The organism is Campylobacter sp. 2018MI10, assembly GCF_018501175.1.
In the GTDB taxonomy this organism is placed as follows: domain Bacteria; phylum Campylobacterota; class Campylobacteria; order Campylobacterales; family Campylobacteraceae; genus Campylobacter_E.
Genome location: NZ_JAHCZD010000019.1, coordinates 1 through 26,562 on the forward strand (window position 1 = coordinate 1; position 26,562 = coordinate 26,562).

Annotated in this window: 21 protein-coding genes; 8 read left to right on the forward strand and 13 right to left on the reverse strand. The window is 27.1% G+C overall.

Annotated elements, in window-relative coordinates:
- The 8 genes from KJR01_RS08110 to KJR01_RS08145 all read right to left on the reverse strand — a co-directional run.
- On the reverse strand, positions 1–1,128 hold a 1,128-nt coding region (locus KJR01_RS08110), incomplete at its 3' end, for a cache domain-containing protein (protein ID WP_214118424.1).
- Between the two features lie 154 nt (positions 1,129–1,282).
- Entirely contained in the window at positions 1,283–1,870 is a 588-nt protein-coding gene (locus KJR01_RS08115) for a response regulator transcription factor (RefSeq protein ID WP_214118426.1), read from the reverse strand.
- Positions 1,870–3,162 (reverse strand): HlyD family type I secretion periplasmic adaptor subunit, encoded by a 1,293-nt coding sequence (locus KJR01_RS08120; protein ID WP_214118428.1) that lies wholly within the window; start codon positions 3,160–3,162, stop codon positions 1,870–1,872. Before KJR01_RS08120 ends, KJR01_RS08115 begins: the two co-directional genes overlap by 1 nt.
- Positions 3,159–5,294, reverse strand: a complete 2,136-nt coding sequence (locus KJR01_RS08125; protein ID WP_214118430.1) for a type I secretion system permease/ATPase — start codon at positions 5,292–5,294, stop codon at positions 3,159–3,161. The genes KJR01_RS08120 and KJR01_RS08125 overlap by 4 nt, the downstream gene beginning before the upstream one ends.
- Positions 5,291–7,183, reverse strand: coding sequence for a bifunctional diguanylate cyclase/phosphodiesterase (locus KJR01_RS08130; RefSeq protein WP_214118432.1), 1,893 nt, complete (start codon positions 7,181–7,183; stop codon positions 5,291–5,293). Before KJR01_RS08130 ends, KJR01_RS08125 begins: the two co-directional genes overlap by 4 nt.
- Positions 7,180–7,845: a transglutaminase-like cysteine peptidase gene (locus tag KJR01_RS08135; RefSeq protein ID WP_214118434.1), complete on the reverse strand. Its 666-nt coding sequence runs from the start codon at positions 7,843–7,845 to the stop codon at positions 7,180–7,182. Before KJR01_RS08135 ends, KJR01_RS08130 begins: the two co-directional genes overlap by 4 nt.
- Positions 7,846–7,848: 3 nt before the next feature.
- Positions 7,849–9,648 carry a TolC family protein gene (locus KJR01_RS08140; protein WP_214118436.1) on the reverse strand — a complete coding sequence of 600 codons (1,800 nt, stop codon included), beginning with the start codon at positions 9,646–9,648 and terminating at the stop codon, positions 7,849–7,851.
- A 124-nt stretch (positions 9,649–9,772) separates the two neighbouring features.
- Positions 9,773–11,083, reverse strand: coding sequence for a triphosphoribosyl-dephospho-CoA synthase (locus KJR01_RS08145; RefSeq protein ID WP_214118439.1), 1,311 nt, complete (start codon positions 11,081–11,083; stop codon positions 9,773–9,775).
- Between the two features lie 61 nt (positions 11,084–11,144).
- Here KJR01_RS08145 and KJR01_RS08150 point away from each other — a divergent pair, with 61 nt between their 5' ends.
- The 6 genes from KJR01_RS08150 (at position 11,145) to citF (ending at position 17,265) form a co-directional block, all read left to right on the forward strand.
- Positions 11,145–12,683 carry an ATP-binding protein gene (locus tag KJR01_RS08150; protein ID WP_214118441.1) on the forward strand — a complete coding sequence of 513 codons (1,539 nt, stop codon included), beginning with the start codon at positions 11,145–11,147 and terminating at the stop codon, positions 12,681–12,683.
- A complete protein-coding gene (locus tag KJR01_RS08155; protein WP_214118448.1) occupies positions 12,676–13,326 on the forward strand; it encodes a response regulator in 651 nt (216 codons plus the stop codon). Before KJR01_RS08150 ends, KJR01_RS08155 begins: the two co-directional genes overlap by 8 nt.
- Before the next feature lie 103 nt (positions 13,327–13,429).
- Positions 13,430–14,701, forward strand: coding sequence for a 2-hydroxycarboxylate transporter family protein (locus KJR01_RS08160; protein ID WP_214118450.1), 1,272 nt, complete (start codon positions 13,430–13,432; stop codon positions 14,699–14,701).
- A 1-nt stretch (position 14,702) separates the two neighbouring features.
- Positions 14,703–14,948 (forward strand): hypothetical protein, encoded by a 246-nt coding sequence (locus KJR01_RS08165; protein WP_214118452.1) that lies wholly within the window; start codon positions 14,703–14,705, stop codon positions 14,946–14,948.
- Positions 14,945–15,760 (forward strand): HpcH/HpaI aldolase/citrate lyase family protein, encoded by an 816-nt coding sequence (locus KJR01_RS08170; protein WP_214118455.1) that lies wholly within the window; start codon positions 14,945–14,947, stop codon positions 15,758–15,760. The genes KJR01_RS08165 and KJR01_RS08170 overlap by 4 nt, the downstream gene beginning before the upstream one ends.
- Complete coding sequence (gene citF / locus KJR01_RS08175; RefSeq protein WP_214118457.1) at positions 15,757–17,265, forward strand: citrate lyase subunit alpha; 1,509 nt, start codon at positions 15,757–15,759, stop codon at positions 17,263–17,265. Before KJR01_RS08170 ends, citF begins: the two co-directional genes overlap by 4 nt.
- A 43-nt stretch (positions 17,266–17,308) precedes the next feature.
- On the opposite strand, the gene KJR01_RS08180 is transcribed toward citF, so the two are convergent.
- From KJR01_RS08180 to KJR01_RS08195, 4 genes are all read right to left on the reverse strand, one after another.
- A complete protein-coding gene (locus KJR01_RS08180; RefSeq protein WP_214118458.1) occupies positions 17,309–18,574 on the reverse strand; it encodes an MFS transporter in 1,266 nt (421 codons plus the stop codon).
- The gene (locus KJR01_RS08185) at positions 18,564–19,769 is read right to left on the reverse strand and encodes a hydantoinase/carbamoylase family amidase (protein WP_214118460.1); all 1,206 of its coding nucleotides are present in this window, start codon (positions 19,767–19,769) and stop codon (positions 18,564–18,566) included. The genes KJR01_RS08180 and KJR01_RS08185 overlap by 11 nt, the downstream gene beginning before the upstream one ends.
- 1 nt (position 19,770) lies before the next feature.
- On the reverse strand, positions 19,771–21,141 hold the full coding sequence (locus KJR01_RS08190; protein ID WP_214118462.1) for a dihydroorotase: 1,371 nt from the start codon (positions 21,139–21,141) through the stop codon (positions 19,771–19,773).
- A gap of 144 nt (positions 21,142–21,285) precedes the next feature.
- A complete protein-coding gene (locus KJR01_RS08195) occupies positions 21,286–24,024 on the reverse strand; it encodes an FAD-binding and (Fe-S)-binding domain-containing protein (RefSeq protein WP_214118464.1) in 2,739 nt (912 codons plus the stop codon).
- Between the two features lie 105 nt (positions 24,025–24,129).
- Here KJR01_RS08195 and KJR01_RS08200 point away from each other — a divergent pair, with 105 nt between their 5' ends.
- Entirely contained in the window at positions 24,130–25,419 is a 1,290-nt protein-coding gene (locus KJR01_RS08200; RefSeq protein WP_214118466.1) for an SLC13 family permease, read from the forward strand.
- A gap of 9 nt (positions 25,420–25,428) precedes the next feature.
- Positions 25,429–26,181 carry an amidohydrolase family protein gene (locus KJR01_RS08205; protein WP_214118468.1) on the forward strand — a complete coding sequence of 251 codons (753 nt, stop codon included), beginning with the start codon at positions 25,429–25,431 and terminating at the stop codon, positions 26,179–26,181.
- Positions 26,182–26,243: 62 nt separating this feature from the next.
- Here KJR01_RS08205 and KJR01_RS08210 read toward each other — a convergent pair whose 3' ends face one another.
- Entirely contained in the window at positions 26,244–26,561 is a 318-nt protein-coding gene (locus tag KJR01_RS08210; protein WP_214118470.1) for an L-rhamnose mutarotase, read from the reverse strand.
- Between the last annotated feature and the right edge of the window lies 1 nt (position 26,562).

Consider the following 26,562-nt stretch of genomic DNA (forward strand, 5'->3'; position numbering starts at 1 on the left):
GCTTTCAATTGCTGCTGCTGTTTGAACGCTTTGTTCTACTGCTTCTTCATCTTTTAATAAAGATAATTTAGTTTTTTCTATATTATCATTGATTGCTTTTGCCATAGAGCCAAATTCGTCTTTAGAAGTGATTGCGATTTTGTTAGCATCATTTTTTTCATAATTTAAAAATTCAAAAAATTCAGTTAAACCATTTTGCATAGCAATCATAGGATTTAAAGATTTTTTGATTAAATAGTATAAAATTCCTATAACTACAATAATAAATATTATAAACTCATAAATCGAATTCATCATACTATTGTGAATAGTATCATCAATATTTGCCTTTGGCATAATTGAGCAAACATCATATCCTGTTAATTTATCTTCTAAACAATAAGCTATATATTCTTTATCGTTTTTATTAAATATAAAATTACCACTATTATCATTTTTATAATAATTTTGTAATTTACTTACAAATTCTTTTTTCCATTCAGGATTTCCTAAATCATCTTTATTAGAACTTGAAATAATCTCATCATTTTTATCTAAAATTATAGTGCTAGAATTTTTTAAAGAATTTGCTCTAGTAATCTCATCGCTAAAATCATCAATTAAAATATTACCACCAACAACAGCTACTATTTTATTATCAATTACTACAGGTGCAAAAATAGTTGTAGCTGATTTTTTACTTGAAACATCTTGATATACTGAAGATAAATTTGCTTGTTTTAATTCTAAAGCTTCTTTATACCAAGCTCTAGTTCTACCATCAAAATTAGGGATTAATCTAAAAGTTAAATCAGATTCAGCCTTATAAACATCGCCATTTGTTAAACCTACAAATAAACCTTTAAAATCTAAAATCTTATTATCATCTTCTATTATTTGCTTAATAAAATTTGGGCTTACATCTTTTGCTTCTTCAAATTTTTTAGCAATTTTTTTAATATTATTTAATTTTACATCTATATAAGAATTTATATACAAATTCTTTAAAGTTATATCATTTCTATTTAATTCATTGTAATTTGAATTAATAATAGTTTTAACTCTATTTAATTCGTATGAAGTTAAAATTACTGATGCAATTATTAAAACTGCGGTAAGATATATGGAAATTTTTTGTGATAGTTTCATTTAAATCCTTTTTTGTAATAATTTAAAAAGGCGTAGTATAAATAAACAAAGTTAAATAAAACTTAAGTAATAATAATTATTAATTAAAAATATTAACTAAAAGAATACAATTTTAATCCTATTTTAAACAAGAATTTAAAATAGGACTTTATATTTATTTATCAATATTTTTTAAAGCCATTACGAATTGAATTCTATTCTTAACCCCTACTTTTTGATAAATAGTTGAAGTTATAGCCTTTATAGTTCTTTCGCTAAGTTGCAAAATATTAGCAATTTGTGCGTTGTTTAATCCATCTTTTATATAATTTGCAACTACTTTTTCTCTATCAGTTAATAATTCATATAAATCATTATTATCTTGTTTATAGCTTTGATTAATAAGACTTATCATATTACTAATAATATCAGGCAATAACCATATACCGCCATTACTAATACAATTAATTGCATCTATAAAGTGAATTTTTTGCATTCTTGCGTTTGCATACCCTTTAGCATTGCCATTTAAAAACGCTTGAGATTCTATAAAATTTGGATTTTTTGATATAGCTAGACATTTAAAATTATATTTTGATAATTCTTTTATACTATCAATATTATCGCAAATTATAACATTAGCATCTTTGTATTTAGCTATTATTACATCTAAATAATTTGTTGAATATACATTAAAATCATTCAATATTTCTTCTAAATAAGTTCTTAGCTCTTTATCTTCTACATTTATAATTATTTGCATTATCTTTCCCTTAAAGCATTTTGTTTGGTTTTAAATATTGGTTTTAATAAATAATCTAATATAGTCTTTTTACCAGTAACAATATCAGCATTTACTATCATACCCACTTTGATATTTAGTGGGTGCTCATCTGTTCCTAGATGATTTTTTTCTGTTACAATTTTTACTAAATAAAAACTCTCTCCTTTATCATTGGTTTCTGTATCGGCACTAATTTGCATAACTTGTCCTTCAAGTCCGCCATAAATACTAAAATCATAAGCACTTACCTTAATAATAGCTCTTAAACCTTCTCTTAAAAATGCCACATCAGCAGGTTTAACCTTAACTTCAGCAATCAATCTATCATCAAGTGGAACTATTTCAGCTATATTTTCACCTGGCTTGATTACTCCTGAAACCGTATGAACATTAAGCTTTGAAACTATACCATTTACAGGGCTTTTTACTAAGGTTCTATCAACCCTATCATCAAGACCTATTTGACTTTTATTAATTCTAGCAATTTCAGCATTTGTTTCATTTAGTTCTTTTTTAGAATCATTAATAAAACCTAATCTTATTTCATTTAATGTAGCTTCTAATTTAGGTAGCGATAATCTTGCTTGAGATAATTCTCCCCTAATATCATTTAATTGTCTGCTAATTTGTAAATATTCAACTTCACTTACACTACCTTTTTTATAAAGACTATAAGTTAAATCATTTTGTTTAGATACTAAATTATAACTCGTGCTTAGATGGTTGATTTTTGATTTTAGCTCCTTTATTTCGCTTTCTTTTTGAGAAATTTTTTCTTTTAATTGCTCTATATTACTCTCATATAAACTTTGTTCGTTTTTTAAAGTCTGTGGGAAAATTTTATTTACTTCATCTTCGCTTAAAATACTAATATCAAATTCTTTACTATTTGCTTGAGCAAAAAGCCTAATTTTTTTAGCCAAAAGCTCACTAATTTTTACTTCACTCTCGCCTAAAGAACTCTCAAAACTTTTATTATCAATCTTAAGCAATACTTGACCTTTTTTTACAACATCGCCTTCTCTTACTAATAATTCTTGAACTATACCACCTTCTAGGTTTTGAACTACTTGATTTTGACCGCTAGGCACTACCTTGCCCTGCCCCCTTGTAATTTCATCAATCTCTGCTACACTCATCCAAGCAATCAAACCAATTACACAAGTAATAATTATATAAAGCATAGTTTTTGTTTTTTGAGAGCTTTTTGATAATACAGCTTGTGATAAGCTATTCATAAAATCTAAATCATCTTTTGTATAGTTTTTCATTTACTAGCTCCTAACTTTGCTAAAACTTCTTCTTTACTTCCATCTAAAACTACCTTAGCATTATCAATTACAATTATTCTATCAACTAGACTAAGAAGTGATTGTTTATGAGTAATTACTATTAATGTTTTATCTTTGCAAGCTTCTTTTAAATTATTTATAACTTTTGCTTCTGTTTGAGTATCTATTTGATTTGTTGGCTCATCTAGTAGCATAATAGGTGTATTTGTTATAAACGCTCTTGATATTGCAATAGCTTGTCTTTGACCCCCACTTATACCTTCTCCACGCTCATAAACAGGCATATCAAATCCAAGTGGGTGAGAATTTACAAATTCACTAACGCAAGAAATATTTGCAGCTTTTATAATTTCTTCATCACTTGCATAAGGTGCTTTATAAACTATATTTTCTCTTAAAGTGCCTTTAAATAGCATAATATCTTGAGAAACATAGCCAATATGCTCTCTTAAATCCACTGGGTCAATTTGCTCAATATCAATACCATCTACATGAATACTGCCTTTACTTGGCTCATAAAGTCCCATAATTAATTTTTCTATAGTTGTTTTTCCACTACCATTTTTACCGATAATTGCAACTTTTTCTCCAGCATTAATTTTAAAGCTAACATCACTTAAAGATTCTTTTTTAGCTTCTGGATAAGCAAATGAAACATTTTTAAACTCAATACCACCTAAGAAATTATTTCTTCTTACGAATTTTTTGCCATTTTCACGCTCTACTGGCATATTCATAATATCATTAAGGCTCTTATAAGCTGTTTTAGTCTGCTCGTAATTTGATATAAGAGAAGCTACCTGACCCATAGGAGATATTGCACGAGAACTTAAAATCACACTAGCAACAAGACCACCCATACTAAGCTCCATATCCTTAATCATATAAACACCTAATACAACAATAGCAATAGTGTTAAATTGAACTAAAAACCCTGTAACCATAGGAATAGAACTAGATAATAATTTATTTTTTATACTTTTATTAGCAATTTCTCCTGTTGCTTCTTCGTATATCCATTGAGAAGAAGATGCTGCACCTAAAGTCTTAATTGTCTCAAGTGTATTTAAACTCTCAATTAAAACACCATTTTTAAATGCACTTGCTTGATATGTGCTTTCTATTGAAGTTTGTAAAGGTTTTCTAATACTAAATGTATAAATTAAAATAAGTATCATCACAACAACAGGAACTACTACTAAATGCCCTGCTAGAAAATAAATTGTTGCTAAAAATATTATACAAAATGGCAAATCCACAATAGCAGCAATACTAGCATTTGCAAAAAAACTTTTAAGCGTATCAAATTCTTTTAGATTTTGTGCAAAAGAACCAACACTAGCAGGTCTAGAACTTAATTTAATATCCAACACTCTTTCATAAATTAATGAGCTCATAATAATATCGCTCTTTTTTGAAGCTGTTTCTAAAAAATAAGCTCTAACTAATTTAATAATCATATCAATTGTATAAACAACAAATACTCCTAAAGCTAAAACCCATAAAGTCTCAATTGCATTATTAGGCACAACCCTATCATAAACATTCATTGTAAAAAGCGGACCTGCTAAAACAAATAAGTTTATGATAAATGAAGCTAGTAAAACATCTACATAAATTGATTTTGATTTTTTAAGCGTATCCCAAAACCAATGCTCATTAGGGTTATTTTTAAGATTATTTATTTCATTTTTAATAACAAATTCTCTTTTTAAATAAAAAGCATAGCCTAAATATTCTTCTTCAATTTCTGCTTTACTAACCAATGTAGCTGCACCATCAAATCCTGGAAAAATAATACTTAATTTATCATTATCTTGAAAACTTTGTAAAATACATGCTTTTTGGTCTTTTAGCATTAAAATACAAGGCAATACTAAATTAGGAATATCTTTTAAATCTTTTTTCACTAATGTGCTAGCAAAACCAGCTCTTTTTGCTGCTCTACTAAAAAGAGATTTTTTATTATTTTTTGAAAATAGCTCTATACCGCCTAAATTTTTATCATAAGGCAACCCAGCTGTAAGTGCTTCAGCACTATAAGGATTGTTATAAAGCTTAGTAAGAATAACTAGACAATCTAGCAATTCATCTGTTTTTGTATTTATCATATTTCTTCCTTAACTTTACTTGTGTAATTTCCTTGAACTAAATTAATATTTAATTCTTTTATTTTGTTGTAAGTTTCTTCATCTTCTATACCTATTGCAATTATTTTTATTCCTTTTGAATTTAAGATAATTTCTAAAGCATTTTTAGCCCCGCTAGCATTAACATCTTCTAATAAATCAAGCAATGTTCTTGCCTGAACTTTAATATAAGAAATATTTAATTCATTTAAAATACTTAAGTTTTCTTTGTTTAAAGTAAAATGGTCAAGCCCTAAAGCTATATCATAAGTCTTAGCAAATCTTGAAAACTCAATAAGATTTCTAATATTTAATTCCTTACTCATAGCAAGTTCTAAATAAACTTTTTCATTTTTTCTAGTTTTGAATATTTTTTCTAATTTTTGATAATTTTCTGCTTTTATTAAATCATTTGAAATATTTACAGAAATTCCTGATTTAAATTCTTCACTTAAAGCCTTACTTAATACATAAATATCTAATTCTTTTGATAAATTAAGCTCATTTACAATAGGCATAAAATAAGAAGCATTTTTTAATTCATTTTTATATTTTAATCTCAAATACAATTCTTTATGATATACATTATTATCAGTATCTAAAACTTCTTGGCTAGCAAAACAAAAATCATTATTATTCATAGCGTTATAAATAAATGTTCTAAATTGCTCTTTACCTAAGATAATATTATCAGAGTTATTTGATTTGTTTAAAGAATAATTAGTCTTATTTTTAATTAACAATAAGTCTAGTTCAGCAAGAATTTCATTTAGCTTTTTTCCTTCATAAGAACTTAAAGAACTGCTTATTAAAAACTCACTATCATCAAGTCCAAATTCTTTAAATAAATCTTTTATTTTATTTAGATAATTTACGCAGTTTTCTTCAAAACCTAAAGAATTCTCACCTAAAACAGCGAAATCATTTTCATTAATTGAAAACACACATTCACTATCAAAAACCTTATCATTATCTCTTAAAATATCTGATAATCTTCCTAAAAATTCCATAGATTTATTAAAACCTAAAATCTTTTTTAGATTATAAGTTTCTTTAATGCTTAATAAAAAGCAATATCCATTTGAATATTCTTCCCTACTTTTAATTGATTCAAATTTATTTATAAAATATCTTCTATTAAATAGCTTAGTTCTTTCATCTTTATAAAGCAAATCATTGTATTTATCTAGCGTTTCGCTCTCTTTATCAAATATATCTTTAACCTTACCTACCATTGAGTTCATTGCCATTACCATTTTTCTAACTTCTTGGGTAAATGGTAGTTTATTTTGTATTATAAACTCGTGTTCAAGTATAGCTTCTGCTTGTTTTCTAACCTTATTTAGTGGTGCTAAAATCGCTTTTAGTGAAAAATAAATTAAAATCATAGAAACTATAAAAATAATCACTAAATTAATAAACAATTCTTTAAGGGTTGTATAAAGTTGCTCGTAAGCAAATGCAGGGCTAATTTGCACATAAATAGTGCCTATTTTATTCCATTGTCTAATCTCAAAACTCTCAACAGGAGTGCTAATATTTACAAGTTTTACAAATAAATCACTAACTCCATAAAATACCTTTTCTTTACTTTTATCATAAACTATCTCATCATTTGCGTCAGTGAATTTAATTTCTTGATAATATCCACTATCAAAAATAGCATTAATCATAAGCTCAACGCTATCTTTATCAACATTATCTAAAGTAGCAATTGATAATCCTAGCGAAGTTGCTGTATGCTTTGCATTTGCACTTAATTGCTCGTTTATAAAATCATTTGTAGTTTGATAGTTTTTAACACCAACAATAGCTATTATAATTAATATAAAAACTATAGCACCTAATAAAATTTGCTTAAATAAAGTCATAAATCACCCTTTTTTAAATTCTCTAAATAACTAGACCAATCTTTTGTATATTTTGAAGATTTTGCCGATAATTTACCGCTTGATGCTTGTTGTGCTAAAAATAAGTCTTTAGCATTAAACGATAACACAGGCTTTAAATCAACTCTTTTGTTTGCTCTTTTAATTGAATTTGTATTACTATCTAAAATAAAAGGAATATCGTTAGGTTTTTCATAATATGCTAAAACCATATGAGAAATCCATTTACCATTTAAATTAGCATATACGTATGTAAAAAATAATTTTTCTTCACTAACTCCTAAATCAAGTAAAGTAAGATATTTTGCGATTACGAAATCTTCGCAATCTCCAAAACCCTTTCCAAGCGATTCAAATCTATTAGCCCAATAATCAGTCTTACCCCAAGTTATCATATCATCTTGCCATTTTATAATACTTGGGTCATTAAAAAATTCATTAACTTTTACTAATTTATTTGCATCATTTGTATTTTGTATATCTTGCATTAACTTATCTAGTTTTTCAAGTCTTTTAACACTAGCTTGTCCGTAAGTCTTCTCCATTCTAACATAAGTTTGTGGTTTAATGAATGAAGAACTAGATAAACTAATACCGATAAAAAGAGTGAATAAAATCACTCTTTTAAAAATTCTACTATGCATCAATTACTTAATATCAGAGATTGAGCAAGCTTTATTAATGTATTGTTTTGCATAACCATTAACAAAACCTTCAGAAATTACACCCATATTATCAAGCATTTTGTATTGGGTTAATAAAATATTGCTCTTTGTATTAATTAATTCTTTAGCAGCTGAAAAATATTCGCTTTGAGCATCTAATACATTGATTAAATCTCTTTTACCAATTTTAAATTCATCTTCATAAGTTAAAAGTGTAGATTTAGCGTATTCAACATAATCATTTAAATAATTTAATTTATCATTACTAATTTTATATGAATTAAATGCGTATGAATTGCTTTCTTCTAATTCTCTTAAAGTAGCATTATAATCCATTTGACTTGCTAATGCTCCGATTTTACTTTTTTCAACATTTAGCTTATCTTGACCTTTATTAAATAGGTTGTATGAAAATCTTAAATAAGCACCTGCTGAAGTATCTTTAGTATCTGCTTGTAAATCTCTAAAGATTTTATCTTTTGCATAGTTTGCACTTAATTCTAAGTCTAATTTAGGTAAATAATTTCCTTTTTTAACCTTTGTTTCATATTCAAGCACATTGATATTTTCAGCTTGAATTCTCACACTTGGATTACATTTTTTACTAATTTCATTTAAGCCTTCAACTGAACTAGGAATTGCATAAGTAAATTCTGGCATTACAAGAGAATTAATATCTACATTTTTACCAAATAATCTTGTAAATCTTGATTCAGCATCTTTAAAATCGTTTTCTGCTGATAATAAGTTATTTTTAGCAAGTGCTAAACGGCTTCCTGCCTGTCTTTCTTCACTAGCTCTTGCAAAACCTGAACTTGTTCTATCTTTGATTAGAGCATAAATATCTTCGTGAGCTTTTACATTTTTTTGTGCTATTTCAAGTAATAGTTTAGTTTTTATCATATCTAAATATGCTTTAGTGCTATCATATACGATTTCATTTGAATTTTGAATTACTTTATAAGCTGTAGAATTTGTAATGTGGCTTTGTTGAGCCTTGCCATTCATATCTTTTCCACCATTAAATAAGTTTTCTGTTAAAACTATTGAAGCATCGTGAGTTGTGCCTGTTCCTTTTTGTTCAGGTTGTACATTAACTTTTTTCTTTTTATTAACATATCCACCATTTGCATATACATTTAACATTGGATAATATTCAGCACTTGCTATATCTAAGTCTTTTAAAGATTTTAAATATTCTTGTTTATAAGTATTTACACTTGGGTTTGTATCAAGAACACTAGCAATCATTTTATTTAAAGTAATTGAATTAGCGTCTTCAACATTGTTAAATGCAGGAATATTTAAACCATTATCATTTTTTTCATCTAAACTATCTAACATACTTGAAACAGATGAATTATTATCTACAACAGTTGGTTCGCTAGTTAATTCGTCATTGTTTAAATTAGTATCTACTTCACTATCAACCTTAGAAAATTTAGGTTCATTTGGTTTTCTAGTCGTAAAATAAGCGTCTTTATAGATAGAATTTGAGCGAAGATAGTTTCTAATCTCTGTTACTTTTGATTTAGACATATCAGCAGTTTCAACAACTACGGTGTGATATGTGCTATTGTTTACACTTTGTGGGTCACTAGCTCTTGCTTTTACCACCAATTCATTAGCGTATTTGCTACTATTAACAACTTTTTCAATATTTGATTTTATTTTGTTTAATGTAGCATAATCGTCTTTTTTAAAGCTGGCTATGAATATATTATATTCAGCTGCGTGCAAGCAACTAGCCGCAATAATAGATGTGATTAATGTTTTTTTCATCATTGTTCCTTAAGTTTAAAAATAAATTAAAGGTATTACTTTAATTAATTAAACTTAATATTTCCATAGATTTTTTACTTTTTTTTATAAAAAATTTTAATCTTATATAATTTTTAAGTAATTATTAAAAAATTATTTTATTTTTTATAAAATTTAAAAATATTATTAATGATAAAACATCAGCACTTCCACCAAAACTAATGCTTTTACTTGAGTATAAAATATTTAATTTATTAATAATTTTTATTATTTTACTATCATCATATTTACTAAGTTTTAAGCAAGTATTTTTTACTTGTAAATAATTATCATAATTATAATTTAATCTTTTTATTAAACTCGTATCATCTATTAAATATACGATATAAAATAAAGTCTTTAATAAACTTATATCATTTTTAATCTTAAATGCTTGATAGAATTTAAAAGCCTTAAAAGTATTTAAAAATCCTTTCTCAACCTCATCTCTTATCCCCTTAATCCCAAATCTTTGAAAGCAAATCCCACCGATTGAATTAAGGTTATTATTTAACTCATTTTGACATAGATTTACACATAAATCTTTTGTAATTTTTGAGATATTTTCAAGCGATAATTCATCTTCACTTTTGCTACAAGCAAAAATCATAATCGCAAACAAAAATAAAGCACCTTTATGAGTATTTATATTATTTGTGGCATTAAACATAAATTTTTCTGCTATTTGACCTATTTTTTTAAGCCTAATAAAATCATTTCTTTTTGATAATTTTGCTAAAGTATAAAAGCTATCAAAATATTCTCTTAATTCACTTACGCTATCTAAAAAGGTATAAAAGTTCATATCATTATGAGAATTTGAACTAAATCTATCAACTAAGCCGATTTTAGGAGATAAGCTAACTTCATACAATAATGCCTTTAAAGCAGCTTTGCTAAAATTATTTTTAATACTTTTATTTATGCAAATATGCACATAAAAATCATCAAATAATTCATCAAGTTTTTTATATATGCTAGATTTTGTATGAGTGTTATTTCTTTGACAAACTATGGCTAGTTCATCACATAAAAAGCACTTCCTACCTGCATTTCTTAGCTTAATTGTCTCGTTATTAAAATACACATCAAAATCAAATAATCTTGAAAAATTATATTTATTTTCTAAAGATATAGTGAGTTTTTTTATATTTAAAGCTTCATCATCAATCGCAAATAAGCAAAATAATTCATCTAAATTAACACTATAATTTATGATATTTTCTAAACTAAGCACTTCGTTAATTCCGAATAAAAACAATTCTTTAACTTCACTAATATTAGATATTTTATACATATAAGGAAGATTTAGGCTAAAGCAAATTACAGGAGTTTTATAAATATTTTCGTATTCAAGTCTTGCATTAAATCTCTTTTCTTTTTGTTCTAAAACTAGCTGAAGCAAATCTTTTTGCATAATTTCAAATTCCTTAAATGATTTTAATATAATGTATCCAAAAAACTATTAGGAATTTTAAATGAGATTATTTACAAAAATTACTTTAACATTTTTTTTAATTTCTTTTATAGTTTTAAGCATTACTTCTGTTTTTATTTTTATACAAAGCAAAAAATTAATTGAAAACGAAATTACTCATAAAATAGAAGCAATATCAAAAACTCTAGCAAAAAATATTAATATAAATAATCCTAATTTAAATGAAGATATAAACACATTAAGTAAAGAATTAAATCTTGATTTCATAGTAATAATAGATAAAAATCAAAAGCGACTAACCCACCCTAATAAAGATTTAATAGGCACTTTAGTAGAAGGCGGGGACGCTAAGCAAGTCTTAAATGGGGGGGGGGATTATATATCAATAGCAAAAGGTTCTTTAAAACGCTCAATTAGAAGCTTTAGTCCAATTTATAAAGATAATCAAATTATAGGTGCTGTAATAGTTGGAGTATTCGTAGATTATCTAAATCAAATAATTTTAGAAGAAAATAAATATAATTTTGTTTTGATAATTATTTTTATAATAATCATTTTAATACTAGCAAAAATACTAAATAAAAATATAAAAAACATATTATTAGGTTATGAACCAAAACAAATAGCTAGTTTAGTTGCAAGACAAAACGCTATCTTGCAATCTTTAAATGATGGGATAATTGCAGTAGATGATAAAAACACCATTACTTTAATAAATGATAAAGCTAAAGATATTTTTAAACTAGCCTTAGTAGATAATGATTTAATAGGAAAAAATGCCAATATTATCCCACATTCAAATATGCAAAAAGTATTAAATACAAAAATAGCTGAATTAAATCAAGAGCAAATATTAAACGAAATCACAATTTTAACAAATAGAATTCCATACTTTATAGATAATAATATAGCAGGAGTTGTAGCGTCTTTTAAAGATATAAAAGAAGTTAAAAAATTAGCAAATGAGCTAATAGATGTCAAAAAATACGCCGAAGCCCTAAGAGCAAATCATCACGAATTCTCAAACAAACTTCACATAATAAATGCCTTATTAGAAAATAATAATATAAATGAAGCAAAAAATTATTGTGATGAATTGATTTTAAAAAATAAAGAGAATTTAAATAAATTATTATGCAATATCAATGATAAAGTAATCCTAGCTTTTTGCGAAAGCAAATTCGCCTTTGCAAAAGAATTGAAAATCAATATAAATCTTAATAAAAAATCATTTTTAGATAATTTAAATGATAGTAATTTACAAAATGATATTATTAGCATTCTTTCAAATTTAATAAATAATTCAATAGACGCATTAAGCAATACAGAAAATAAAAATATAGAAATATTTATAAAAAATAATAAAAACTACCTAAAAATTCAATGCAAAGACAATGGCTGCGGCATTCAAAATAAAGAAAACTTATTTACTAAAGGCTATTCTACTAAGGGTGAATTTAGAGGATATGGACTTTATTTATGTGCTAAAATTGTTGCTAATTATGATGGAACAATAAGTGTTAGTAAATTAAAAAATGGAAGCTCTTTTAGTGTAATTTTAAGGATTAATAATGATTAAGACAATAATAGTTGAAGATGATTTGATGGTGCAAGATATTAATAAAAACATTCTTTTATCAGTAAGTGAGTTTAAATTACTAGCTTGTTTTACTAAAGTAGATGATGCTATAAATTATTTGCTAAGTAATGAAATAGATTTAATATTGCTTGATTTAACCTTGCCAAATACTGATGGAATTGAGCTTATTAGAAGAATTAAAAGTGAGTTTAGTAAGATTGATATTATTGTAATTTCTGCTAGAAATGATAGCTTAAGCTTACAAAAAAGCTTAAATCTAGGAGTAATTGATTATATTCTAAAACCATTTAAACAAAATAGGCTTGAAAGCTCGCTAAATCAATATAAGTTAAGAAGAAATCTACTAAATAGCAAAATCAATCAAGAAAATATTGATAAAGCTCTTTATAAACAAATTGATGAATTACCAAAAGGAATTGATAAAAATTCTTTAGCTCTTATAAAAGATAAAATAAAAGAATTTAATACTTGGTTCAATGTCAATGAATTAGAAAAACTAACAAATATTTCTAAAATATCTCTTAGAAAATATCTAACTTATTTAGAACAAATTAATTACATTACTTCAAAACTAGAATATAAAGCTAAAGGAAGACCACAAATATATTATAAATTAAACTAATTTACTTATTTTAATTATTTAAAAGCTTTTTTAAATTACTTAAATTTACAAAATCTTAATTCTTCTTAAAATGAAAACTCAAATTATTTTTAAAGGAGTTTTTATGAAAGAAAGACAAATAGGTGGTGTAAATTTATACGCATTTTGTGTATTTGCACTTATTGTATTTTTCACTTGCTATTTTGGAAAACTTCCTAAAGATATGGTAGGCGGACTTGCTATTACTATGATTTTAGGAATACTGCTTGGCGAAATTGGTATGAAAGTGCCTATTTTAAAAAATATTGGCGGACCAGCTATATTAAGCATTTTTGTTCCATCTTGTATGGTTTATTATGGTTTATTAAATCAAAACTCAATAGATGCTATAACATTTTTTATAAAACAATCTAATTTCTTATATCTTTATATAAGCGTTTTAGTAGTTGGAAGCATATTAAGTATGAAACGAGCAATTTTAATTGCAGGGTTTTTAAAAATGTTTATACCTTTATTTATAGGAACTTTTTTAGCTATTATAGTGGCATATTTAATAGGTTCAATTACTAGTATAGGCGGAGCTCACGCTGTATTTTATATAGCAATTCCTATCTTAAGTGGCGGAGTTGGAGAGGGAATTATCCCACTAAGTGTTGCTTATTCAGAAATTTTAGGCAATGCCAATTCATCAAATATAATAGCACTTCTAGCACCTGCTGCAATGCTTGGAAACCTATTTGCAATTGCTTATGCAGGATATTTAAAAAATCTAGCTCTAAAAAAGCCACATTTAAGTGGAAACGGGCTTTTAGTAAAAACTAAAGAAGAAAATATCAATTCTTTAAATAACGATACCTTGCCTTTTGATATTAAATTAATGGGTGCTGGTTTGCTCGTTGCGGTATGCTATTTTTTAATAGGAAAATTATTAAATATGATAATTTCAATTCCTGCTCCAATTATTATGATTATTATGGCTGCTATTACAAAAGTTTTAAATATAATGCCAAAAAGCCTAGAATACGGAGCTAATTTCATATATCAATTTGTAAGCAAAAACCTAACTTGGGCTCTTTTAGTAGGTGTTGGAGTTATTTGGACACCTTGGAAAGATGTAATTGCTGCAATTAATATTGCTTTTATAATAATTTGCTTTAGCGTAGTTACGACTATGGCACTTACTGGGTATTTTTGTGCAAAGTTTTTAAATATGTTTGAGATTGAATGCTCTTGCGTTATGGTTTGTCATTCAGGACTTGGTGGCACAGGAGATGTTGCAATTCTAGGCTCTTGTAATAGAATGGAGCTTATGCCATTTGCACAGATTTCAACTAGAATTGGCGGGGCTTGCACGGTTATAGCTGCTACATTTTTATTTGCACAATTTGGAGTTTAAGATGATTAGCGTTGGAACTATTGAATCAAATGATTGTTTAATTAATATTCAAAAACATAAGGAATTTCAAATCGTATTTATAAACGAAGAAGAAAATCCTTATGCAAAACATATTAAGAACTTAATTCAAAATTATTGTAAAGAACACAAAAATACAAATGTTTTAATAGAGATAAATGATAAAGGTGCTTTAGATTTTTGTATCTTAGCAAGGCTAAAAACAGCATTAGAAAGGTTAGAAAAATGAGAAGAACATTGCTATTTATACCAGGAAATAATGCAGGAAATATTCAAAACGCAGGATTATTTGGAGCTGATGCTATTATATTTGACTTAGAAGATGCAGTAAGTCCTATGCAAAAAGATAGTGCCTTAAATCTAGTTTGCAATGCCTTAACTATGCTAAATTATGAATGTGAAAAAATAGTTAGGATTAATTTAGAGTATGCAAAAAACGATATTTTAGCACTATCAAAAACTAAAATTAATAGCATATTAATCCCAAAAGCTGAAAATGTAGAAGAGATTAAAGAACTTATCAAATACACTAAGAATTTAAATCCAAAAATTGAAATTTTACTTTTAATAGAAACTCCACTTGGCTTATTAAATGCTAAAGAATTAGCATTTTTAAATGGCGTTAGTGCTATTTGCTTTGGTGCAGAAGATTATACGAGCGAAATTGGTGCAAGAAGAAGTGAGAGTGGAGTTGAGATTGATTTTGCTAGAAATTATTTATTAAATGTATGTAAGGCTGCAAAAATAGATGCAATAGATACTCCATATACAAATATAAATGATGAAAATGGATTAATAGCCGATACAACTTATATTAAAAATCTAGGATTTGATGGCAAATTAGTAATTAGCCCAAGGCATATTGATATTATTCATAATTGCTTTAAACCTAGCGAAAAAGAAATAATCTGGGCTAATCAAGTCCTAAACGCTATAAAAGAAGCCGAACTTAAAAAAAGTGGAGTAATTTCACTAAACGGCAAAATGATTGATGCACCTATTGTTAGTCGTGCTAAAAAGATTTTAAAGGAAATTCTATGAATATTGATTATATTAAAGATTATGGAGAAGTAATTGCTTTTAACGGAGCATTTAGCTTAAAACCTAAAGAAAAATCACTTAAAAAGCATATAAAACTATCAAACCCAACTGATAATAAAGTCTATACAAATGTAAAAGAATTAATCAAAAAAACAGGCTTAAAAAGTGGAGATACAATATCATTTCATCATCATCTAAGAAATGGGGATAAAGTAGTAGGAATTATCTTACAAGCTTGTGAAGAGCTAGGCATAAATGATTTAAAACTAGCAATTAGTGCAATTTTTCCAACTCATGATTTTTTAGTAGAATATGCAAAAAAAGAAATAATAACTCAAATAGATACAAACTATTGCACAGGAAAAGTCGCAAATGCTATTTCTCGTGGAGAATTTAAAAAAGTAGCTATTTTTAGAACCCACGGCGGTCGTGCTAGAGCAATTTATGCTGGGGATTTAGAAATTGATGTAGCATTTATTGCAGCAAGTGCAACTGATAACACAGGGAATATAAACGGCACTATGGGCAAAAATGCCTTTGGCTCAATTGGTTATGCTATGCCTGATGCAGACTTTGCTAAAGTTAGCGTTGCAGTAAGCGATACTATATATCCTTATCCATTAAGCAATCCTAGTATTACTCAAGATAAGATTGATTATGTTTTAATGGTTGATGAGATAGGTGATCCAAATGGTATTAAATCAGGCACAACTGATATTACAAAAGACCCAATTCAGCTAAAAATTGCTAAAACAACAGCTAATTTAATAGATGAAAGTGGGCTTTTAAAAGATGGTTTTTCATTTCAAACAGGAGCTGGTGGGATAAGCCTTGCAAGTGCTCATTATGTAAAAGAAATTATGAAAGAAAAAAATATCAAAGGCTCATTTATTATGGGCGGAATAACTGCATATTTAGTTAGTTTATATAATGAAGGGTATTTTAATAATATTTTTGATGTTCAAGGTTTTGATTTAGAAGCTTTAAAATCATTGCAAACTAATCCTAATCATTACGAAGTTAGCTCAAGTTTGTATGCAAACATTCACACAAGCTCTCCTATAGTAAATAGACTTGATTGCGTTGTTTTAGGAGCAACTGAAGTTGATACTAATTTTAATACCAATGTAATGACTAGTTCAAATGGATATATTATGGGCGGAAGTGGTGGGCATAGCGACGCTGCTGCAGGAGCAAAACTAGCAATAATTACTACTAATTTAATTAGGACTAGAAAAGCTATCGTTAAAGAAAAAATAAACTCAATTACAACTCCAGGAGAAAGCATTAATGCACTTGTTTGCGAATACGGAATTGCACTAAATGATAAAACTTTAGCAAAAACCTTAAAAAACTCAAGGCTAAAAATACTTGATATAAAAGAATTAGCTAGTATTGCAAATGATATTTGCGGAGTTTGTGAGTATGAAAAATCAAATAAAAGAATAGTAGCCGTCGTTGAATATCGCGATGGCAGTGTAATTGATGTAATAAGACAAGTCTAAAACAATTAAAGAATTTGAAAATTAATTTTCAAATTCTTTTTAATTAAAACTCTTGCCAATTATCAAGACCTAATTTTTTCATTCTTACAACTCCCCAAAAAGCTAAAATACAAGACAATAAAGTCCAAGCAGCAGGAGCAAATAAGCTAAATTTTGCTAAATATGTAATAATTGCCGGAGTAAATCCTGCAAAAAATATTGCAACTAAATTATAGGAAATACTCAAACCACTACTTCTTACATGAGCAGGAAATAATAAACTCATAATAGCAGGTGCTAATCCAACAAAAAAGCTAATTAATAAACATAAAATTATATGAATAGCAAATAATAAAAAAGCATTACTACTACCTAATAAAACATATAAAGCCAAAAATGGCATAAAAGATAAAAGCCCAATAGAAATCATAAGAGATTTTATAAGACCAATTTTATGTGCTATAAACACTGCAAAAAAACACCCTAATGTCAAAAATATATTTCCTAAAAAACTAGCAGTATAACCTAATTGCATATCATAGCCTAAGAATTTATGATAAAAAGTAGGCATAAAAATAATTAAACTATAAACACCAGCAGTCCATAATGTGCTAAAAAGCATACCTGTAAAAATTCTACCTTTATAATCTTTTAATAAATCTTTTAAAGGTGCTTTGTTTTTGTTCTCTTTTTGTTGCTCAATAAAAACTGCACTTTCATTAGATTTATTACGAATATATACACCAACAGGAATAATCAAAAGCCCGAAAGCAAAAGCATATTTCCAAGCACCATCATAAATATCTTGAGTAGTAAATATAGTAGTAATAATAACTCCAGCTAATGCAGATAATATATTAGCAATTCCAATGGTTGATTGCAAAAATGAAGCATATAATAATCTTTGCTTTTTATCAGCATTTTCCAATAAATAACTAGTTGCTCCACCGATTTCTCCACCTGCACTAAATCCTTGAAATAATCTTGCTACTAAAAGCATAATAGGAGCTAAATATCCTATATCTTGAAATTTTGGAGTTAATACTATAATAATTATTCCTATAGCCATTGTTGAAATAGTTAGCAATAAAGACTTTTTCCTACCATATTTATCACCTATATAACCACATAATATAGCACCAATAGGTCTTGCTATAAAACCAACCCCAAATAATAAAAAAGTATTAATCATATTAGTAATTGGGTCTGCTTCTTTTGGAAAAAAATTAGCACTAATATATACTGCAAAAAATGCGAATAAAGAAAAATCATACCATTCTAAAGCATTACCCATAGAAGCTGCTATAACGGTTCTTGTTCTATTTTTCATAACCACTCCTTAATATGTTATTTAAAATAATTTGAGTGCCAATAGCTGCATCTTCAAATGAGCTTTCTTCATCAGGATGATGAGATAAACCATTTTTGCTAGGTATAAAAATCATACCCATAGAAGCTATCTTAGCCATAAAAGCACTATCATGCCCTGCCCCACTTGGCATAATAATATTACTTACTTGTAGCTCATCTGCTGTTTGTTTTAAATTCTTAATAATTAAATCATCAGCAGGAGTAGCATTAGAATCTGATACTAATTTATAATTAGCGTCTAAATCTTTTAACTTTTCTTCAATCTCTTTAATAAAATTTATTCTTATTAAATCATCTTCACTTCTTAAATCTATACTTATTTTTACACTATTAGAAATAACATTAGCAGCATTAGGCATTACACTACACGCCCCAACGGTTGCTACCGTATAAGCTTGTTTAGAATACTCAATAGCTTTATCATTTAACCATACAATAAATTTTGAAGAATTTAATAAAGCATCTTTTCTTAAATGCATAGCTGTTGTTCCTGCGTGATTGCTTAAACCTTTAAATTCCACATTAAATCTTGAAATACCTACAATTTTATTTACAATACCAATCTTAGTATTTAAACTCTCTAACATATTTCCTTGTTCAATATGCAATTCATAACTTTCAATAAGCTTACCTATTCCTAATTCATTAAAAGTTCTAAATGATTTATTACCACCTGATTTGATTATCATATCTGATAATTTAGTATCATTAACTTTAATATCAAGTTGTTCTTTACTCAAATTACCAGACATTCCCCTAGAACCTACGCAAGATAAACCAAAATAATTAGGCTCTTCTCCTAAATAATCACAAAAAATTAAAGTTTTATCTAATTGTATATCTTTTAAAGCTGTAGCAATTACCATAGCAGATACAACACCTAAAACTCCATCAAATCTACCACCACTAGCAACGGTATCGCTATGAGAACCTATTATAATACATTCATTACTTTTGCCCTTTTTAATAGCTAACATATTGGCAAAATCATCATATATAACATTAAGTCCTAAATTTAAAAAATGATTTTTAATATATTTTCTACCTTCTTCATAAGTATTAGTAAATACCAATCTAGTAAAAGGACGATTTGTTTCTGTAATTTTTGCTAAATTATTTATATGAAATTTAATATCATCTGCAAGTATTTTCATATCAATTCTCGTTAGGATTTATAAATTTTGCATTAAATTTATATACATTTTTACCATCAAATACTTTATTACCCCTAACATAGTGTTCATTTATTTTATAAAGCATTTCATAGCCTTCATACAAACTATAATCAAGATTACTAAAACCATCTTTTGCATAATACTTATAAGTATCTTCGCTTAAAATAACAAAATCAGCATCATTTCCAGCTTTTAATTCTCCTTTATTTGGCAATTTAAACAATTTCGCTGGATTAGTTGATAGTAATTTAGAAGCTAAACTTAAATCTACATTTCTTTTTTTACATTCACTTAAAAATAAAGGTAATAACACTTCAAGACCGGCAGCTCCACTAGAATTTAAAAATATATTCTCATTACTTTTTCTATCTTTACTCCATCTTACATGGTCTGTTGAAACTACATCAACTAAGCCATTTTTTAAACATTCCCATATAGCTTCTTTGTTGGCTAAATCTCTTATTGGTGGGTTGATTTTAGCAATACCATTTAATCTTCTAACCTCATCTTCTTCAGAGCAAATTAAATAATGCAAACAGCATTCAACACTAGCTTTATATCCATCTTTTTTATAATTATTAGCAATTTCTAAAGCTCTTTTATTAGAAGCATGAACAACATGAGCTTTTGCTCTTGCACTAGCTCCTAATTCATATATAGTATTTACAGCTATATTTTCAACCCACTCAGGGCGAGATAAATTATGTGCTTTATAGTCTGTTCTTTCTTGTTTTATTTTTTCAGTTAGATAAATAACACTTTCATGGTCTTCATTATGCACTCCTACCATTACATCATATTTTGCACATTCAAGCATAACTTCATACATTAAATATGGTGGTATTCTAGGAAATCTAACAGGGTCTGTTCCGAATAAAGATAATTTAAAGCCACAAGCACCTAATTTTATTAATTCTTCAATATTTTTTATACCATCTTCTGGATTTATGGTCGCATAAAGAGCAAAATCAACATAAGAATTTTCTAAGCCATCTTTTAATTTTTTATTAAAATTATTTGCGTTTGATATAAGTAATCCTGCATCATAAGGCATTTCTACCATTACACTAACACCACCTGCACTTGCTTGTTTGCTTGCTAGTTCAAAATCTTCATTATTTGCTTGAGAACGAGAATGCACTTGAGAATCAATAGTCGATGGAAAAATAATCTTATCTCTTAAATCAATTGCGTCTTCACTAAAACCATAAATATTTGCTAATTCTTTTATGCTCTTTTGATAATCTTTTTCTAAAAATAATTCTACTCTACTAAAGAGCTCTTCTTTAACAACTAAAACACCAATACCTATAGTATCTTTTAATACTAATTTAGAAACATAAGTTTTCATTTTACTCCTTTATTAACTTATGTTTTTAGGATACTAGATATATTGATAAAAAGATAGAAAAAAAGAAAAATATTAAAGCTTGTATTACTTTTAGTAACACAAGCTTAAAGAATTTGAAAATTAATTTTCAAATTCTTTCAATGATTAATTACTGCATTCGTCTAATAAATAAGCAATATGTTGCCAAGACATATTAGTAGCATCGCTAAGTCCTACTTCGCAAGTGCTAGATGAACTAAAGCCTCTTTTAACATTAGTGCTTGAATAAAATTTCTTAAAATTATTTGTAGCACTTATATTTAGCTTAGGAGTTAAAAAGCCTTTATATCCAGCAAATCCACAGCAGTATGTATCATTATCAATTACTATTTCATCAGCACATAATTTAGCTAAACTCATTATGCTATCTTCTATATGCATTTTTCTAGCAGCACACATAATATATAGGCCTATTGGCTCATTTACTTTTGTGATTTTTAATCTTGGAGCAATTACTTTGTATAAATATTCACTCAAATCATAAACTTTACCTTTATGATTTTTAACTACCTTAGCCGAACAGGCAGAATGATCAATCACAACGCTGCAATTTTGATTAGATAAATACTCATTTAATTTTGCTTCATTAGCAATTTGAATATTTTCATAATTCTCATAAGCCTTTCCACAGCATAAATCATTTGGAGCGTAGATTATTCCAATTCCTGCCTTTTTACATAGACTTTCAAATACTTCTTGAATGCTTCTTTTATCACTCATTTTTGCATTAGGCTTAAATGCTTTATTTAAACAACTTGTAAAATATATAACATTTTCTTCTTGAGTATTTGTTGAATACTTATAATCATTTGCTCTAGGCAAGTAATTTCTACTTTGTGGTAAATTAAATGTAGCTAGTAAATTATTTAATTTGTAATTATCAAATTTATTAGCAATTTTTAAAGAAGTTTTTGCTAGAGCTAAAGTAGTTTCGTGGTGATTATAAGCAAAATTACCGATAATTCTTGAAATAGCTCCTTGATTTGCTTTTCTATATTTTAAGCTAAAATCAGCAAAATTAATACCTAAAGGACATACCATAGAACAAACCCCACAAGCAGCACAGGTAGTATCTACATAAAAATTATAAAGCTTTTTCATATCTTTTAATTTTTTCTTGCTATCTTCGTCGTTTAATTCTTCTAAACTCTTCATCTCTTTAAGCACTGCAATTCTTTGTCTAGGGCTTAGGCTGATTTCATTTGATGGACAAAATCTCTCGCAAAATCCACATTCCATACATAAATTTAAAGCTTCATCAACAGGGCTTTGGTTTTTGATATTTTTCTTATAAATATCTTTATCTTTTGTAATAATTACATCAGGATTAAATATATTATCTTTATCAAGAATATCTTTTATCTTGCAATTTATAGCATAAGCTTTTTTACCCCACTCAATCTCAACAAAAGGTGCAACCATTCTTCCTGTGCCATGCTCTGCTTTGATACTTCCACCAAAACTAGCTACTACACTTGACATTTTTTCTACTAATTTTGCAAAATTTTCAAATTCGGTTTTATCATTTAAATTAGGAGTGATGATAAAGTGAATATTTCCAGCTAATGCGTGACCAAAAATAATACCTTCAAAATTAAATTCTTTAAATAAATCTTGAATAGCACTAATACCATTTGCTAAATCTTTTATCTCAAAACACACATCTTCAGTAATAACAGTAGCTCCAACAGGTCTTTTACTAGCTGCTATTGGTAAAAGCGCTTTTCTAATCTTCCACCATAAATCATATTCGCTTTTTTCTTTAGAATAATATGATTTAAAAGTTTTGCTTGAAAGCTCTTTAATTTTAACTATATTTGCATTTAAAACTTCTTCATTATCGCTTTCAGTTTGAATTAATACACAGGTATTATTGTCTTTTATATCACTTAATAAATCTTTTAATTCATCATAACTACTAGCAGCTTTTAAACTAGCATAATCCATAATTTCAGCTGAATTTATAAAATCATATTTTGCAAATTCACTAATAGTATTTGCAGCATCACTAATATCATTAAAAAACAATAAAGCACAGGCTTTATAAGGTAAATCATCAATAGTTTTAAGTCTTGCTTCACTAACAAAACCTAAAGTCCCTTCGCTACCTATAAATAAATGAGCTAAAATATCTATTTCATCATCATAATCAATGAAAGAATTTATAGCATAGCCTGTTGTGTTTTTGATTTTAAATTTGCGTTTAATTAATTCATATAATTCGCTATCATTTTTAATCTCTTCTTTAATAGCTCTAATTTCATTAATTAAATTAGCGTGAGTTCTTTTAAATTCTTCCACATTTGCTTTATCTTTAGTATCTAGGATAGTTCCATCATTTAATATCACTCTAATACTATTTAAAGTTTTATAAGAATTATCCTTAGTTCCACAGCACATACCACTTGAGTTGTTAGCAACAATACCACCAATTAAAGCTGAATTAATCGTAGCAGGGTCTGGGCCAATTTTTTTACTTAATTTAGCTAATGATAAATTAGCATTAACTCCAACAACACCACAACCTAAACTAATCTCGCTAGCATCATCATTTATAGCGATTTTTTTGAATGCAAACTTAATTACTACTAAAACACTATCCGTTGAGCTTTGACCGCTTAAGCTAGTTCCTGCTGCTCTAAAGTTTAATGGAGTTTTATATTTATTTGCTAGTCTAATTATTTCTTGTATTTCACTCTCATTTCTTGCTATTACTACTACCTTAGGAACATATTTATAGCAAGACGCATCAATTCCGTAAGCAAAACATCTAAGATAGTCATTAAATATCCTATCTTTAAACATATTCTTAGCTTCATTATAAAATAATTCATAATTATTCATATTATTTCTCCTTTTTTCTTCGTTAATCAAATTAATGTTATTTTACATAAATTATTTGGAATTTAAAAAAGAATTTAAAAAAAGATTTTTAATTAAAGGATTAATATGCTTACAAGTTTTATTATCTTAGCCATTGTTTTATCAATTCTAATTGGCTATAAAACTCGTTTAAATATAGGATTTTTTGCAATTATATTTGCCTATATTATTGGTGCGTTTTTTATGGATTTAAAGCCTAAAGAAATTATTTCTTATTGGCCTGTTTCTATATTTTTTGTTATTTTTGCGGTTTCGTTATTTTATAATTTTGCAAGTGTTAATGGGACATTAGAAAAACTAGCTGCATTTTTGATTAAAAAATTTGAAAATTATCCGTATTTTTTACCTTATGCTATATTTTTAGTATCGGCTTTAATTGCTGCAATGGGTGCTGGATTTTATAGTGTTTTAGCTTTTATGGCTCCAATTACTTTTTTACTCTGCGAAAAAACAGGTCTTGATAGAGTTGGTGGAGCTATGGCTATTAATTATGGTGCTTTAGGCGGGGCAAATTTCCCAACTTCTCAAAGTGGAATAATATTTCGCTCTCTTATGGAAAAATCAAGTATAAATCCTGATATTGCATTTTCTAATGCTTTTGTGATATTTTTATTTACTTTTATTTTGCCTATTTTTGTAATCAGTCTTTTTGTATTTAAAGCAAAAAAATCTAATATAAAAATAGAATTATTAAGCGAAAAAATTACTTTTAATGATAAACAAAAAACCACACTAATTTTAATGGCGCTTATGATGGTTTTTGTATTAGCTTTTCCTTTATTACACATTGCATTTCCTAATGAAAAAACTATAACTTTTATAAATTCTAAAATAGATATAGGATTAATAGCTATTGTTTTTGTAGCTATATCATTGCTTTTAAAATTAGGAGATGAAAAGCAAGTTATAGCACTTATTCCTTGGGGAACTTTGATTATGATTTGCGGAGTTGGGATACTTGTTAGCATTGCTACTAAAGCAGGTGTGATTAATCAATTATCAGGCTTTGTAGAAAGCAATGTGCCAAAAATAATTGTCCCTATTATGATGATGATAATTGCAGCTATTATGTCGCTATTTTCTAGCACTTTAGGAGTGGTTACTCCTGCACTTTTCCCACTTGTGCCTACATTAAGCAATGCAAGTGGTTTTAATGAAGTTGTGCTATTTACTTGCATAGTAATTGGAGCACAAGCTAGTGCTATTTCTCCATTTAGCTCTGGAGGTTCATTGGTTTTAGGAGCGATTGCAAACGAGCATAAGGATAGTTTATTTAAAGGCTTGATTGTAAGAGCAATTCCTATAGGTTTTATAGCAGCATTAATTGCTGGAATTATTGTTATGAATATTTTTTAAGGAAAGCTTATGTATATAGATACTCACGCTCACATTTTTAGAGCAAATATAAGTTCGGCTAATGTAGTTAGATATGTGCCAAATTATGATGCAAGTTGCGAACAATATTTGGCTAATTTAAAGGAATTTAATTTTTCTTATGGAGTTTTAGTTCAGCCTAGTTTTTTAGGTTTTGATAATTCATATTTATTACAAGCTTTAAAAGAGCATTCTAATTTAAGGGGAATTGTGGTAATTGACCCTAATAATATTAGTGATTTAAAAGAAAAAAATGTCTGCGGATTAAGGCTTAATCTAATAGGAAAAGATAAGCCGAATTTTGATGATTATAAAGAAGCTTTAGAGTATATTAAAGAATTTAATCTTCATATAGAATTACATAAAGAATTAGATAAATTATTATTTATCATTGATGATTTAGCTAAATATGATGTAAAAATTATGATTGACCATCTTGCAAGACCTAATAAAGATACTTTTAAATTATTAGATGAGTTTAATAATTATAAAAATTTAGATATTAATTTTAAAGTAAGTGGCTTTTATAGATTAGATGAAGATTTAGCGTTTAGTAAAGATGTATTTGATAAATTAAGCGATATTTTTGATATAAAACGCTTTGTTTATGGAAGTGATTGGCCGCATACAAATTACGAAAGCAAAATAAATTATCAAAAAGCTTTAGATGATTTTTTAAAAGTTACTAATGATAAAGCTAAAATTATATTACAAGATAATGCTAAAGAACTTTTCTTTATATAAATATTTTTAATTCTTATTTAATTTAGTTAAATAAGAATTATTTTAAACTTAATATGAAAAGTCTAATCTAAATGATAAACTTCTTTCATATTAAGCCATTTTTGACCTGCATAGCCAAGTGATATTTGGCAAGGGTCTGTGCAAGCCCACCACTTACGAGTATTCTCATCGGCTGCCATTTTTGCCATATCAGCTTCGTAATCACTCCCTACATACTCAAAATAAGCGAATAAATACTCGCCAAAATTATAAATTGAATAATTACGAATATTACAAGCCTTTATCATCTCATTTACACCTTCCATAGGGTTTGCGTGAAGTCTTTCGTATTCAGCTAATTTTTCCGGAATAACTTTTATAATTTGCCCAAATCTTTGCATT

Coding starts and splice junctions, on each gene's coding strand:
- KJR01_RS08195 (WP_214118464.1), bottom strand. CDS start 24,024: ATGAATAATTATGAATTATTTTATAATGAAGCTAAGAATATGTTTAAA.
- KJR01_RS08210 (WP_214118470.1), bottom strand. CDS start 26,561: ATGCAAAGATTTGGGCAAATTATAAAAGTTATTCCGGAAAAATTAGCT.
- KJR01_RS08115 (WP_214118426.1), bottom strand. CDS start 1,870: ATGCAAATAATTATAAATGTAGAAGATAAAGAGCTAAGAACTTATTTA.
- KJR01_RS08140 (WP_214118436.1), bottom strand. CDS start 9,648: ATGAAAAAAACATTAATCACATCTATTATTGCGGCTAGTTGCTTGCAC.
- KJR01_RS08200 (WP_214118466.1), top strand. CDS start 24,130: ATGCTTACAAGTTTTATTATCTTAGCCATTGTTTTATCAATTCTAATT.
- KJR01_RS08155 (WP_214118448.1), top strand. CDS start 12,676: ATGATTAAGACAATAATAGTTGAAGATGATTTGATGGTGCAAGATATT.
- KJR01_RS08150 (WP_214118441.1), top strand. CDS start 11,145: ATGAGATTATTTACAAAAATTACTTTAACATTTTTTTTAATTTCTTTT.
- KJR01_RS08160 (WP_214118450.1), top strand. CDS start 13,430: ATGAAAGAAAGACAAATAGGTGGTGTAAATTTATACGCATTTTGTGTA.
- KJR01_RS08130 (WP_214118432.1), bottom strand. CDS start 7,183: ATGACTTTATTTAAGCAAATTTTATTAGGTGCTATAGTTTTTATATTA.
- KJR01_RS08145 (WP_214118439.1), bottom strand. CDS start 11,083: ATGCAAAAAGATTTGCTTCAGCTAGTTTTAGAACAAAAAGAAAAGAGA.
- KJR01_RS08125 (WP_214118430.1), bottom strand. CDS start 5,294: ATGATAAATACAAAAACAGATGAATTGCTAGATTGTCTAGTTATTCTT.
- KJR01_RS08135 (WP_214118434.1), bottom strand. CDS start 7,845: ATGCATAGTAGAATTTTTAAAAGAGTGATTTTATTCACTCTTTTTATC.
- KJR01_RS08165 (WP_214118452.1), top strand. CDS start 14,703: ATGATTAGCGTTGGAACTATTGAATCAAATGATTGTTTAATTAATATT.
- KJR01_RS08205 (WP_214118468.1), top strand. CDS start 25,429: ATGTATATAGATACTCACGCTCACATTTTTAGAGCAAATATAAGTTCG.
- KJR01_RS08185 (WP_214118460.1), bottom strand. CDS start 19,769: ATGAAAATACTTGCAGATGATATTAAATTTCATATAAATAATTTAGCA.
- KJR01_RS08190 (WP_214118462.1), bottom strand. CDS start 21,141: ATGAAAACTTATGTTTCTAAATTAGTATTAAAAGATACTATAGGTATT.
- citF (WP_214118457.1), top strand. CDS start 15,757: ATGAATATTGATTATATTAAAGATTATGGAGAAGTAATTGCTTTTAAC.
- KJR01_RS08180 (WP_214118458.1), bottom strand. CDS start 18,574: ATGAAAAATAGAACAAGAACCGTTATAGCAGCTTCTATGGGTAATGCT.
- KJR01_RS08120 (WP_214118428.1), bottom strand. CDS start 3,162: ATGAAAAACTATACAAAAGATGATTTAGATTTTATGAATAGCTTATCA.
- KJR01_RS08170 (WP_214118455.1), top strand. CDS start 14,945: ATGAGAAGAACATTGCTATTTATACCAGGAAATAATGCAGGAAATATT.